This window comes from Pseudomonas sp. SCA2728.1_7 (genome assembly GCF_018138145.1).
Classification (GTDB): Bacteria; Pseudomonadota; Gammaproteobacteria; order Pseudomonadales; family Pseudomonadaceae; genus Aquipseudomonas; species Aquipseudomonas koreensis_A.
Genome location: NZ_CP073104.1, coordinates 2,894,354 through 2,906,917, shown reverse-complemented (window position 1 = coordinate 2,906,917; position 12,564 = coordinate 2,894,354). Strand labels below are relative to the sequence as shown.

Sequence of the window (12,564 nt, the reverse complement as noted above, 5' to 3'; positions counted from 1 at the left end):
TTGCAGCTTATAGCTCGTAGCTTGAAGCTCAAACCGAAGGTTTGAAATCATGCGTTATATCAGTACCCGCGGCCAGGCACCGGCCCTGAATTTCGAAGACGTCCTGCTGGCTGGTCTGGCGACCGACGGCGGTCTGTACGTTCCGGAAAACCTGCCACGTTTCACCCAGGAAGAAATCGCTTCCTGGGCCGGCCTGCCGTATCACGAGCTGGCTTTCCGCGTCATGCGCCCGTTCGTCACCGGCAGCATTCCGGACGCCGATTTCAAAAAGATCCTTGAAGAAACCTACGGCGTGTTCGCCCATAGCGCCGTGGCGCCGCTACGTCAGCTGAACGGCAACGAATGGGTGCTGGAACTGTTCCACGGCCCGACCCTGGCGTTCAAGGACTTCGCCCTGCAACTGCTCGGTCGTCTGCTCGACTACGTGCTGGAAAAGCGCGGCGAGCGCGTCGTAATCGTCGGCGCCACCTCCGGTGACACCGGTTCGGCCGCCATCGAAGGCTGCAAGCACTGCGAAAACGTCGACATCTTCATCTTGCACCCGCACAACCGTGTGTCCGAAGTGCAGCGCCGGCAGATGACCACGATTTTCGGCGAGAACATCCACAACATCGCCATCGAAGGCAACTTCGATGACTGCCAGGAAATGGTCAAGAACAGCTTCGCTGACCAGAGCTTCCTCAAAGGCACGCGCCTGGTGGCGGTGAACTCGATCAACTGGGCGCGGATCATGGCCCAGATCGTCTACTACTTCCACGCGGCCCTGCAGTTGGGCGGCCCGGCGCGTTCGGTGTCGTTCTCGGTGCCGACCGGCAACTTCGGCGATATCTTCGCCGGTTACCTGGCGCGCAACATGGGCCTGCCGATCAACCAGTTGATCGTCGCCACCAACCGCAACGACATCCTGCACCGCTTCATGAGTGGCAATCAGTACGTCAAGGACACTCTGCACGCCACGCTGTCGCCGTCGATGGACATCATGGTCTCGTCGAACTTCGAACGCCTGCTGTTCGACCTGCACGGTCGCAACGGCGCAGCGATCGCCGGCCTGATGGACACGTTCAAGCAAGGTGGTGGTTTCAGCGTCGAGCAAGAGCGCTGGACCGAAGCGCGCAAACTGTTCGATTCGCTGGCCGTGGACGACGCGCAGACTTGCGAAACCATCGCCGAAGTCTACGAGCAGACCGGTGAAGTGCTGGATCCGCACACCGCGATCGGCGTCAAGGCTGCACGCGAATGCCGACGCAACCTGGACATCCCGATGGTGATCCTCGGCACCGCGCATCCGGTGAAATTCCCGGATGCAGTGGAGAAAGCCGGCGTAGGAAAAGCGCTCGAGCTACCTGCACATCTTTCTGATTTGTTTGAGCGAAACGAGCGTTGCACCGTTCTGCCAAACGAGCTGAAAGCCGTGCAAGCCTTTGTCAGCCAGCATGGCAACCGCGGCAAGCCGCTTTAAGCCAGTAAAACCTGTCACATTTTGAAGCCCGTCTCCTGACGGGCTTTTTTGTTTCTGCTGCCACACTGCTCGGGTTTTCACCCACGAAGGACGGGTGAGTCGATCACGAAGGAAGTGGCAATGCTGTTTTATAGAGGTTTGAAACCGGCACTGGGTGTGTTGTTCATGTTCGGATTATTGGCGTTGATGCGCTGCAGCGTGGCGGCGCAACTGGCGCTGCACGATGATGCCGGGGCGTCCAGAGTCCAGCCCATCGAACTGGCTGCACACGAGCGTCAATGGATTCGCGACAACCCCAAAGTGACGGTGACGTCGGTGCAGTATCCGTTGTATCTGTTTCAGGATGAGCACGGGCAGTGGAGCGGCTTGAACAACGACGTGCTCAAGCGCGTCACGGCGATGACCGGGCTGCAGTTTGTGCATCAGGAGTCATTTTCCACTGATCACATGCTTGAACGTCTGGAGAGCGGCGCGGCCGATATCAGTACGACCCTGGCCATGAGCGAGGAGCGCAAGGCATTCCTCGATTACAGCCATGCGTTCGGTGGCGCGGGCTGGGTGTTTGTCGGCCGCGCTGACGCACCTCGGCTGGATGCCTTCGAGCAGTTGAGCAAACGCGTGCTGGTGCTACCGGCCCGGCATGCGCTGGAAGACATGATCAGGCGTGACTTTCCCTCGATCGAGATTCGCTCGGTCAAGACTTACGCCGAGGCGCGGGCGCTGGTTGAAAGCGGTGAAGCCTACGCCACCATCGAAAACGAAATTGGCGCGCAGCTTTACCCGCTGGGTTTGCTCAAGGTCGGCGGTCTGGTCGAGGGCAAATGGGAAGCGGATAACCTGGCCGTGCGCAAAGGCATGCCTGTGCTGCTGAGTATTCTCAACAAGGCCCTTGAGGCGTTTCCCGCAGCCGAATTGCGGGCGATCCGCCTGAAATGGCTGGAAGGTATTGCACCGGCGCCCGTGCCGTCAGTCTGGCAGCAGATGCTTGAATGGGGTTGCTGGGCAATGGGCGGGCTTGGCGTGTTCGGCCTGCTGTCGCTGATATGGAATCGGCGTCTGACCGCCGTGATCAAGCTGCGGCGCGCGGCGGAAAAGGATCTGGGCGATCAACTGGCATTTCAGCATGCATTGATCGACTCCATGCCGGACCCTGTGTTCGTCCGTGATCTGCAAGGGCGGCTGATCATGTGCAATCGTAGCTATGAGGAAGCGCTCTCGGTTCGACTGGATCAAGTGCTGGGGCGGCTGCTGATTGAAGTCAACGCGTTGCCTGAAGCCACGGCGCTGATGTTGCACGATGAGTTCATGGTGCAGTTGCGCACGCGCAAGTCGCGCTTCAGCAAACGGCGATTGCAGTTCAAGAGCGGTACCCGTGAGGTCTATCAGTGGACGGTGCCGTTCTACAGTGCCGACGGTAAATTGCGTGGGCTTTTGGGTGGCTGGACGGACATCACCCAGCGCCGCACAGAGAGCGGGTGCCGATGTCTGTATTGAAGATGGGAAATGTCCTATACGACGCGGCTACTTTTCCGATGGGAGGCTTAGGACGGCTGCCCTAGAGTGACAACCACTGCGGTGAGAGTCCGCGATTGTCGCTTCAGAGGCCGCTTATGCGCTCGCTTAAAGTCCTGATACTTGAACCCAATCCGTTCCAGCTGATGGCATTGCATCAAATGCTCAATGCCATTGGCATCTATGACGTGCTGACGGCGCCGTCGCTGGCGTCGGCCCTGTCTTCATTGGGCCATCGCGGCGTGGTCGATATCGCCATTTGCGATCCGCAGCTCAAGGGCGGCGATGGCCTGGCGCTGATCCAGCATCTGGCGGTTCAGCAGGAGGCACGCGCGCTGATCCTGCTGGGAACGGTCGCGCCAAGCCTGCTGAACGATCTCGACCCCTTGCTGAACGAACACAAAGTGCGGCTGTTGGGCCGCCTGCAAACCCCGGTGTCGGCGGTACTGATGCGCGGTTTGCTCGATAGCTACCTGATCGCCGCTTCGCCACCCGTGCGGGTTTGACGGGTACGGTTATTTTTCTGTCATCTTCGCCGTGCATGCTCTGACAGACCGGTGACACTCCAGGAATGGGGCAATCGGTATGCAGAACTTTCTTCTCGGGCCGGTGGTCATTTATTGTGAACACGCCCCAGGCACACAGTTTTCGGACTATTGAGTGGAGATCGAGATGGAAAGTATCAGTCTATTGCTCGGTGAGGCTCTGAGCCCGTATCAGGTTTCGTTGTCTCCAAGCGGTTCCCATGGCGAATGCCTGGTGACCTTGAAGAACAGTCACGGCGCCATCGTGGTTGAACGCGAATTCAATCAGGCACAGTTGACCGACAAGCGCCAGTTGACCGATGTCGTTGACGGCTTGCACCGCGACGTTCTGATTGCTGAAGGACGGCTGGAGCCTTGTGTGATCGCGGCCTTGCGCAATGCCGCACTGGACAAACGTGCGACGCTGTAAAGATGAAATATTTTTTGTGGGAACCTTCCTGCATCCCTGTCAGTCAGACCACGTAACAGCAGGATCAAGCATTGTGCTCCGGTGCTTGTCGCTTGCTGCTACGGGTCTTTATGTAGGCCACGTTTAACCCCGAGTCGTCTCCCCACTTCTCGGGGTTTCTTTTGTCTGCGATTTGCCTACTGCGCAGCCTGGCGTTCGAAGAATGTGCGGGCCTGTTCCAGATAATCCTCACGTCTGTCGGGATCCAGCCAAGCGGCGTAGAGCTGATTCAGGTGTTCATGCGGCAGGGTGCGCAGCAGATGATTGATCTCGCTGATGGCCTGGCGGCCTTGCGTGGTGTCGGAACAGGCGACGTAGCCTGACAGATACTTCCCATTGCCCTGAATCGGATAGAACTCCAGTTCATCTTCATTGATCTGTGCCTGTTTCGCCTGATAGCGAATCTCCGGCCAATAGCCCAACACCACCTGCAACCGACCGAGGCGCTGCATCGACAGCAGATTGGTCAGCGCATCGTTGCCGTAATGCGCAGTCAACGCACCGCTGGGCGCTTGATGCAAAAGGGTGTCGATGAACTCGCCGTAGCTGCGTTCCGCCACCACACCAACTTTGCGCTCCGTAGCGGCCAGCAGCGCCGCCAGGTCCACTTCACCGTCGACCAGATACGGTTCGAGCACCGAGCGATCTTGCTGGCGCACCACCAGGCCATTGCTCACGGCGCGAATCGCCGGGATCGAATACGCCACCCACTGCGCGCGCTCCTTGTTCCACAGCAGCGCGGGGTCACAGGCAAACGGGTTTTCATGGAGCATCTGCAGACCACGGGCGCGATTGACCCGCATCAGCGTGTGTTCGTATTGCGGCATGCCGGCGATCAGCAACGGCATCAGTTGGTCGATCACGCCCTGGCCCTTTTTCGGGCCTTCGAAAATGGTCAGTGGCGGCAAGTCGCGCAGCAACCAGATCAGCGTCGGTTTCGCTTGCGCTCCGGTCGACAGGGCGAGCAAAAACAACAGGCCGAACAGCCGCCACGTCCACCAATGGTGGGCGCGGTTGGCGTGCGATGTCTGCCGGTGTTTCAGCTTAAATGGCTCCGTCTTCACGCAGCTTGGCGATCTGTCTCTCGTCGTAGCCGAGGTCGTGAAGTACCTGCGCATTGTGTTCACCCAGTTGCGGTCCGACCCATTCTGAACTGCCCGGTGTCTCAGAGAGTTTCGGCACGATGCCCGGCATCTTGAAATCTTTGCCGTCGGGCAGTTTGGCGTGCAGGAACATCTCCCGGGCCAGATACTGCGGATCGTTGAACATGTCCTCGGCACTGAAGATCCGGCTGGCCGGTACCTCGGCCTGATTGAGCAGGTCGAGCACGCTTTGCAGCGGCAGCGAATTGACCCAGCGATCAATCACGCCATACAGCTCGTCGCGGCGATTATCGCGTCCGTCGTTGCTGGCCAATGTCGGATCGTTGGCCAGATCGTCGCGGCCGATGATCAGCATGAAACGTTTGAAGATCGCGTCACCGTTGGCGCCGATCTGCACATGCTTGCCGTCAGCGCTGGTGTGAATCGAAGAGGGCGTGATGCCGGGCATGATGTTGCCGCTGCGCTCGCGGATAAAACCGAACACGTCGAATTCCGGCACCATGCTTTCCATCATTGCGAAAATCGCTTCATACAGCGCCACGTCAACGACTTGGCCAAGGCCGCCGTTGACTTCGCGATGACGCAGCGCCATCAGCGCGCCGATCACACCCCACAGCGCGGCAATCGAATCGCCGATGGAAATGCCGGTGCGCACCGGCGGCCGGTCTTCGAAACCGGTGATGTAGCGCAGACCGCCCATGGACTCGCCAACCGCGCCGAAGCCTGGCTGATCTTTCATTGGTCCGGTCTGACCGAAACCGGACAGGCGCACCATCACCAGTTTCGGGTTCAGCGCGTGCAGGGTTTCCCAGCTCAGGCCCAGTTTTTCCAGCACGCCGGGGCGGAAGTTCTCGATGAGGATGTCGGCTTCGCTGAGCAATTTTTTCAGGATCGCCAAACCGTCAGGATGCTTGAGATTCAGCGTCAGAGATTTTTTGTTGCGCGCCTGGACGAACCACCACAGCGAAGTGCCTTCGTACAGTTTTCGCCATTTACGCAGAGGATCACCGCCGTCTGGCGACTCGATCTTGATCACTTCGGCGCCGAACTCGCCGCAAATACGCGAGGCAAACGGCCCGGCAATCAACGTACCCAATTCAATGACTTTCACACCGCTGAGCGGTTTGTTGGCGAACGGCATACTGAATCCTGTAGGACAAGGCTAAGCAGATACAGCGTTTTAACATAGCCGGCTGTCAGACGCCGCAGGTTGATCGCCATCAATTCGATGATTGCCTACCGCATCGGTTAGACTTGCCGACTTTCCTCGTATCAAGAAGCCCGTTCATGGCCCAGCCGTCCACTACCTACAAATTTGAACTGAACCTCACCGACCTCGACCGCAGTGTCTACGAGAGCGTCAAGCAGACCATCGCCCGTCACCCTTCGGAAACCGAAGAGCGCATGACGGTGCGCCTGCTGGCCTACGCCCTCTGGTACAACGAGCAGTTGTCGTTTGGTCGCGGTCTGTCAGACGTGGATGAACCTGCACTGTGGGAAAAGAGCCTGGACGACCGTGTTCTGCACTGGATTGAAGTCGGCCAGCCAGACGCCGACCGACTGACCTGGTGCTCGCGTCGTACCGAACGCACCAGCCTGCTCGCCTACGGCAGCCTGCGCGTCTGGGAAACCAAAGTGATCCCGGCGATCAAGAATCTGAAGAACGTCAACATCGCAGCAGTCCCGCAAGAAGTGCTGGAAACCCTGGCCAAGGACATGCCCCGCGTTATCAAGTGGGACGTGATGATCAGCGAAGGGACGATCTTCGTCACCGACGACCGTGGTCAGCACGAAGTCCAGTTGCAATGGCTGCAAGGTGAGCGCGGCTGATCCCGCGTCACCACCGGAATAATCCCACGTAATCAAGAGAAGTCTCCGTCACCCCATGCGTATCGAACCTCGTCAACTGCCCGAAACTCTGCCTTTTCTCGGTGATCTGCCGCCGCTGTTGACCCGCTTGTACGCGGCGCGGGGCGTGCAGTCCGAGGCAGAGCTGGACAAGAGCCTGGCGCGGTTGATCCCGTTTCAGCAACTCAAGGGCATCGACGCAGCGGTGGACCTGCTGGTGACGGCGCTGGAACAGCGCCAGCGCATCCTCATCGTTGGTGACTTCGATGCGGACGGCGCGACGGCCAGCACTGTCGGCATGCTTGGCTTGCGCTTGTTGGGCGCTGCGCACGTCGACTATCTGGTGCCGAATCGCTTCGAATATGGCTACGGCTTGACTCCGGAAATCGTCGAGGTCGCGATGACCCGCGATCCGCATTTGCTGGTGACCGTCGATAACGGCATCTCCAGCGTCGAAGGCGTGGCCGCCGCCAAACGTCATGGGCTCAAAGTGCTGATCACCGATCACCATTTGCCGGGCGATGAACTGCCATTGGCCGACGCGCTGGTCAATCCGAACCAGCCCGGTTGCGAGTTTCCGAGCAAGGCACTGGCCGGCGTCGGGGTGATTTTCTATGTGTTGATGGCGTTGCGCGCGCGTTTGCGCAGCCTCGGCTGGTACGAGAACAAGCCGCAGCCGAACATCGGTGAACTGCTTGATCTGGTGGCGCTGGGCAGCGTTGCCGACGTGGTGCCGCTGGACGCCAACAACCGGATTCTGGTGCATCAGGGCCTCGAACGAATTCGTGCTGGGCGTGCGCGGCCGGGGATCAAAGCGATCCTTGAAGTGGCCAAGCGAGACGCTGCACGCATTACCTCTACCGATCTCGGTTTCATCGTCGGCCCGCGTCTGAATGCCGCCGGGCGTCTGGATGACATGAGTCTGGGCATCGAATGTCTGCTCACCGCCGACGCCAATCTGGCACGGGAAATGGCCGCGCAACTCGACGGCATGAACCAGGATCGTAAATCCATCGAGCAGGGCATGCAGCGTGAAGCGCTGGCGCAGCTCAAGGACTTGCCGGTCGAGTCGATGCCGTTTGGTCTATGCCTGTTCGATCCGGAGTGGCACCAGGGCGTGATCGGAATTCTCGCGTCGCGGATGAAAGAACGTTATTTCCGTCCGACCATTGCCTTTGCCGATGCGGGCGATGGTTTGCTCAAGGGCTCGGGCCGCTCGGTTCAAGGTTTCCACATTCGCGATGCCTTGAGCGTGGTCGCAGCGCAGCATCCAAACCTGATAGCCAAGTACGGTGGCCACGCTATGGCGGCCGGTCTGACCTTGCCGCAGGAGAATTTTCCGCTGTTCGCCGAGGCCTTTGACGCTGAAGTGCGTAGGCAACTTCGCGAAGACGACCTGACCGGGCGCATGCTGACCGATGGCACGCTGGCGGTCGAAGAGTTCCACCTCGAACTGGCCCGCGCCCTGCGCCACGCCGGGCCTTGGGGGCAGCACTTCCCGGAGCCACTGTTTCATGGCGTGTTTCAGTTGGTCGAACAGCGAGTGGTCGGCGAGCGGCATCTGAAAGTGGTGCTGAAGAGCGAATGTGGCTCGGTGAAGCTGGATGGTATTGCCTTTGGCGTTGATCGCGATATCTGGCCGAACCCGACGATTCAGTGGGTTGAGCTGGCTTATAAGCTCGACGTTAACGAGTTTCGGGGTAATGAGACGGTACAACTGATGATTGCCCATATCGAACCGCGTTGACCCCTTCGCGAGCAGGCTCGCTCCCACAGGTACGGTGTTGTCCTTGTGGGAGCGAGCCTGCTCGCGAAAGCGTCCTTTCACACACTGAATCACTCTGAACCCTCCCTCATCCCCCGTTGTCGACTAGGCTCTAAGCACTGCTTGATTGGCCTTGTGACGTCTTGTCGAATTTTTTACCCGCGGGGGCGGGTGCTGCACCTTTTTCCTGTCACTCGTCGACTATTCAAACAGAACCCTGGAGCCTGCCCACTGATTTGAGAGGTGCCCCATGAGTCTGCTGCTTGAACCCTTCACCCTGCGCCAACTGACCCTGCCCAACCGCATCGCCGTGTCACCGATGTGCCAATACTCCAGCGTCGACGGCCTGGCCAACGACTGGCATTTGGTGCATCTCGGCAGCCGCGCGGTGGGCGGCGCCGGTCTGGTCTTCACTGAAGCCACGGCGATCACCGCCGACGGAAGAATCACCGCCGAAGACCTTGGCCTGTGGAACGACGAACAGATCGAACCGCTGCAACGCATTACCCGCTTCATTACGTCTCAGGGCGCGGTTGCCGGCATCCAACTGGCCCACGCCGGGCGCAAGGCCAGCACCCATCGGCCGTGGATCGGCAAGCACGGCAGCGTCAAACCCGATGATGGCGGTTGGACTCCGGTCGGGCCGTCGCCGATTGCCTTTGACCCGCAACACACTCAACCGAAACAGCTCGACGAAGGGCAGATTGCTGACGTCATTCAGGCGTTTGTCGATGCCGCCAAACGCGCACTGAAAGCTGGTTTCAGTGTGGTTGAGGTGCATGCGGCGCATGGTTATCTGCTGCATCAATTTCTCTCGCCGCTGAGCAATCAGCGTCGTGATCAATACGGTGGTTCGTTTGAAAACCGCATTCGTCTGGTGCTGCAAGTGACTGAAGCGGTGAGGGCGGTCTGGCCTGAGGAGTTGCCGCTGTTTGTTCGCGTTTCGGCCACAGATTGGGTAGAAGACGGTTGGAACCCGGATGAAACCGTGGAGCTGGCGCGGCGCCTGCACACCCTTGGCGCGGATCTGATCGACGTGTCGTCGGGCGGGACAGCGGCCAACGCCGAAATTCCGGTCGGGCCAGGCTATCAAACACGCTTCGCCGAACGTGTGCGCAAGGAGTCAGGCATCGCCACTGGCACCGTGGGAATGATTACCGAGCCGGCGCAAGCCGAGCACATTCTGCGCACCTGTCAGGCTGACATCATCTTCCTCGCCCGCGAGTTGTTGCGTGATCCGTACTGGCCGCTGCATGCCGACGATGATCTCGGTGGGCGCAAAGCGGTGTGGCCGGCGCAGTATCAGCGTGCGACTCATCGGGATCAGCCGATTCATGAGTCTGATTTGCGCGATTGAGTCAGTCGCGATAAAGCAAAAAGCCCCGGTCAGTGATGGCCGGGGCTTTGTTTTGTCTGGTTGTCGTTGCGCTGCCTGGTCGGACGCTATCGCGAGCAGGCTCACTCCTACAAGGGGCATGTGTCGTTCACAAAATACGTGTTCGACACAGATCAACTGTAGGAGTGAGCCTGCTCGCGATGAGGCCCTTGTAGGCGCTACATAACCATCAAGGGTACTTACGCTTGTCCGGCGCCGGCGGGAAGTACTGATACAACCAGGTCTCGCTCAACGTGCGGTCATTGGTGCGAATGAACAACCTCAGCTCCACCGGCTCCACGCTGTCATTGGTCGGGTACCAATCGAACAGAATCCGGTAACCCTTGATGTCATCCAGCACCAGCACGCTGAAGTCCTGCACCTTGCCGTTCGAGCAGGTCACCACTGGCTCGATCCCGGTGCCCTGCGGCAGTCGATCCAGACCGCCACCAGTGAAGTCCACGGCAAAACGACGCGCCCAAACCGGCGGATAATGCTCGCCCGGTGCCCAGCCCTCAACAAAACCGCCCATGCCGGAACGGGTTGCCTGCACTCGCGCCAACGGCGTACTTACCGGCGGCAATGCACTCCAGTAAAGCTTGTAGCCATAGTTCAGCGAATCGCCGGCAGCCACCGGTTTTTTCGGTGTCCAGAACGCGACGATGTTGTCGAGGGTTTCCCCGGTTGTAGGAATTTCCAACAGATCGATAGAGCCTTCGCCCCACGCCGTGGTCGGTTCGACCCACAGGCTCGGACGCTTGCTGTACCAGTCGACGGTGTCCTGATAGTTGGCGAATTCATGATCGGTCTGCACCAGCCCGAAACCTTTTGGATCGGTGTCGGCAAACGCATTGAATTGCAGGGTCGCCGGGTTGTTCAGCGGACGGCAGATCCACTCGCCGTTGCCGCGCCACATCGCCAGACGATCCGAGTCGTGGATCTGCGGGTGGATGGTGTCGCACATGCGGCGCTCGTGGGTGCCGCAACTGAACATACTGGTCATCGGCGAGATGCCCAATTGCTCGATCGCCGTGCGCGCATTGATGTGCGCATCGACTTCCATCACCACGCGCTCGGCCTGGCAGTCGATGTCGAAACGGTAAGCGCCAGTGGCACTCGGCGAGTCGAGCAGGGCATACACCACAAATCGGGTGGCGTTCTTGTCCGGTGTCTCGAACCAGAACTTGGTGAAGTCAGGGAATTCTTCGCGTTTTTTCGCGTACGTGTCGATCGCCAGGCCGCGCGCCGAGAGGCCATATTGGCCAGTGGCGTCTACCGCACGGAAATAGCTGGCGCCGAGGAACGACAACACATCGTGACGATCCAGCTCCGGCGCTTTGAACAGCTTGAAGCCGGCAAAACCGAGGTCACCCTTGAGCTGCTGGGTGTCGACTGAAGTGTTTTCATAGTTGAACAGCGCCGGGCGGAAATGCACTTCGCGGGCAGTGCGCGTCTTGGCGTCGACGCTGTACATGCGCACCGGCTGACGGAACCCCATGCCGACGTGGAAGAACTGCACGTCCAGCTGACCCTTGTTTTCCTTCCACAGCGAATGCTCGCCGTCGTAGCGGATCGCGTTGAAGTTCTGCGGGGTCATGGTCGCCAGGGTTGGCGGCAGCACCTGTTTGGTGTCCTGATAGGCGCTGCCAGCCAGTTGCTTGGCCTGGCGCTTCAGCGCTTCGAAGTCAAACGCCTGCGCCTCGCCATCGGCGGCGCCGCCATTGGCCGCCCACGCACGGCTGGCCAGCAGGCCAGTGGCCGAAAGACCGGTGTAAGCCGCAATGGCCATGGACGCTTTGAGCAAATTCCTGCGGTGCATAAATACAACCTGTCGTGTGCAATCCCGCGCCGTTCCTGGCACGTGCTGGATCAGAAATAACGGTTCGGACAAGCCTTCGGCCAAACGCAACGGACTATTAACAGATGCCCGCTAGCTTAAACGGTTCGCTCGCAATGCAAAATTCGTTGATTCACCGCGCCAGTGTGTCAATGAAACAAGACATGTCGGTTAAAAATCTGACAGGGCATTCTGATTTACACGGCATATCTGCTTTTTTCGACTAATTACTCTAAAAACCGCTTTTCAGCGCCGATTTAATTTCTATTCTATGGGCATGACCGGGCTGACCGGTAGGGCACACGGCGCTGCTGTAAGGGGCAGGGCGATGTGGTGGTTTAGCAATTCTTTGAAGTATTGAAGGACATCGTCCATGGCAAAAATACAAGGGATCACCGACATGTTGGGCATCTTTCCCTGCCTCGGCAGCGGCCGCAAAAGGCGTCGGCTCAGCTCTGACGAAGTGAAACTGGTGGAGCGTTATCGGGAGCTTTCGGAGAATGACCGGATTGCGATGCGGTATCTGGTGGATGCGATGCGGAGTGTTTCGCGGTTTTAACGCTGGGGTGGGCACCGTGAAAGCCATTTGGCTTTTACGGTGGCCAGGTCAATCAAATTGCCCGCGTCGGCATCGGTGATGCCGACGTGAATGGCTTTCTGAAGCTCGGCACT

The 12,564-nt window shown here is 59.1% G+C and carries 11 protein-coding genes; 8 read left to right on the top strand and 3 right to left on the bottom strand.

What is annotated here, in order from left to right; all coding sequences use genetic code 11:
• Positions 1-49 precede the first annotated feature (49 nt).
• The 4 genes from thrC to KBP52_RS13050 all read left to right on the top strand — a co-directional run bounded on the left by thrC (position 50) and on the right by KBP52_RS13050 (position 3,925).
• Positions 50-1,459, top strand: a complete 1,410-nt coding sequence (thrC, locus tag KBP52_RS13065) for a threonine synthase (protein WP_212622903.1) — start codon at positions 50-52, stop codon at positions 1,457-1,459.
• 120 nt (positions 1,460-1,579) lie between these two features.
• Entirely contained in the window at positions 1,580-2,953 is a 1,374-nt protein-coding gene (locus KBP52_RS13060; RefSeq protein WP_116028698.1) for a transporter substrate-binding domain-containing protein, read from the top strand.
• Between the two features lie 116 nt (positions 2,954-3,069).
• Positions 3,070-3,477: a response regulator gene (locus KBP52_RS13055; protein ID WP_077571265.1), complete on the top strand. Its 408-nt coding sequence runs from the start codon at positions 3,070-3,072 to the stop codon at positions 3,475-3,477.
• Positions 3,478-3,643: 166 nt separating this feature from the next.
• Positions 3,644-3,925, top strand: a complete 282-nt coding sequence (locus KBP52_RS13050; RefSeq protein ID WP_077571266.1) for a DUF3509 domain-containing protein — start codon at positions 3,644-3,646, stop codon at positions 3,923-3,925.
• A gap of 176 nt (positions 3,926-4,101) precedes the next feature.
• Here the strand turns inward: KBP52_RS13050 and KBP52_RS13045 are convergent, their stop codons facing one another.
• Together KBP52_RS13045 and KBP52_RS13040 are read right to left on the bottom strand one after the other, a co-directional pair.
• Positions 4,102-5,082, bottom strand: coding sequence for a TIGR02285 family protein (locus KBP52_RS13045; protein WP_212622902.1), 981 nt, complete (start codon positions 5,080-5,082; stop codon positions 4,102-4,104).
• Positions 5,009-6,208 carry a CaiB/BaiF CoA-transferase family protein gene (locus tag KBP52_RS13040; protein WP_212622901.1) on the bottom strand — a complete coding sequence of 400 codons (1,200 nt, stop codon included), beginning with the start codon at positions 6,206-6,208 and terminating at the stop codon, positions 5,009-5,011. Before KBP52_RS13040 ends, KBP52_RS13045 begins: the two co-directional genes overlap by 74 nt.
• 146 nt (positions 6,209-6,354) lie before the next feature.
• Between KBP52_RS13040 and KBP52_RS13035 the strand changes: the two genes are divergently transcribed.
• From KBP52_RS13035 to KBP52_RS13025, 3 genes are all read left to right on the top strand, one after another.
• Positions 6,355-6,897 (top strand): YaeQ family protein, encoded by a 543-nt coding sequence (locus tag KBP52_RS13035; RefSeq protein WP_007908961.1) that lies wholly within the window; start codon positions 6,355-6,357, stop codon positions 6,895-6,897.
• 55 nt (positions 6,898-6,952) lie between these two features.
• Positions 6,953-8,662 (top strand): single-stranded-DNA-specific exonuclease RecJ, encoded by a 1,710-nt coding sequence (recJ, locus tag KBP52_RS13030; protein ID WP_212622900.1) that lies wholly within the window; start codon positions 6,953-6,955, stop codon positions 8,660-8,662.
• A gap of 268 nt (positions 8,663-8,930) precedes the next feature.
• Positions 8,931-10,037: an NADH:flavin oxidoreductase/NADH oxidase gene (locus KBP52_RS13025; protein WP_123594919.1), complete on the top strand. Its 1,107-nt coding sequence runs from the start codon at positions 8,931-8,933 to the stop codon at positions 10,035-10,037.
• Positions 10,038-10,245: 208 nt separating this feature from the next.
• Here KBP52_RS13025 and KBP52_RS13020 read toward each other — a convergent pair whose 3' ends face one another.
• A complete protein-coding gene (locus KBP52_RS13020; protein WP_116028700.1) occupies positions 10,246-11,874 on the bottom strand; it encodes a glucan biosynthesis protein D in 1,629 nt (542 codons plus the stop codon).
• A gap of 391 nt (positions 11,875-12,265) precedes the next feature.
• Here KBP52_RS13020 and KBP52_RS13015 point away from each other — a divergent pair, with 391 nt between their 5' ends.
• The gene (locus KBP52_RS13015; RefSeq protein WP_007908956.1) at positions 12,266-12,451 is read left to right on the top strand and encodes a hypothetical protein; all 186 of its coding nucleotides are present in this window, start codon (positions 12,266-12,268) and stop codon (positions 12,449-12,451) included.
• Positions 12,452-12,564: the final 113 nt, after the last annotated feature.

Bases quoted from the DNA above. Each gene is read 5' to 3' on its own strand.
- KBP52_RS13025 (WP_123594919.1), top strand. From the start codon at position 8,931: ATGAGTCTGCTGCTTGAACCCTTCACCCTGCGCCAACTGACCCTGCCC.
- KBP52_RS13060 (WP_116028698.1), top strand. From the start codon at position 1,580: ATGCTGTTTTATAGAGGTTTGAAACCGGCACTGGGTGTGTTGTTCATG.
- thrC (WP_212622903.1), top strand. From the start codon at position 50: ATGCGTTATATCAGTACCCGCGGCCAGGCACCGGCCCTGAATTTCGAA.
- KBP52_RS13040 (WP_212622901.1), bottom strand. From the start codon at position 6,208: ATGCCGTTCGCCAACAAACCGCTCAGCGGTGTGAAAGTCATTGAATTG.
- KBP52_RS13050 (WP_077571266.1), top strand. From the start codon at position 3,644: ATGGAAAGTATCAGTCTATTGCTCGGTGAGGCTCTGAGCCCGTATCAG.
- KBP52_RS13020 (WP_116028700.1), bottom strand. From the start codon at position 11,874: ATGCACCGCAGGAATTTGCTCAAAGCGTCCATGGCCATTGCGGCTTAC.
- recJ (WP_212622900.1), top strand. From the start codon at position 6,953: ATGCGTATCGAACCTCGTCAACTGCCCGAAACTCTGCCTTTTCTCGGT.
- KBP52_RS13045 (WP_212622902.1), bottom strand. From the start codon at position 5,082: ATGCGCAGGTACTTCACGACCTCGGCTACGACGAGAGACAGATCGCCA.
- KBP52_RS13055 (WP_077571265.1), top strand. From the start codon at position 3,070: ATGCGCTCGCTTAAAGTCCTGATACTTGAACCCAATCCGTTCCAGCTG.
- KBP52_RS13015 (WP_007908956.1), top strand. From the start codon at position 12,266: ATGGCAAAAATACAAGGGATCACCGACATGTTGGGCATCTTTCCCTGC.
- KBP52_RS13035 (WP_007908961.1), top strand. From the start codon at position 6,355: ATGGCCCAGCCGTCCACTACCTACAAATTTGAACTGAACCTCACCGAC.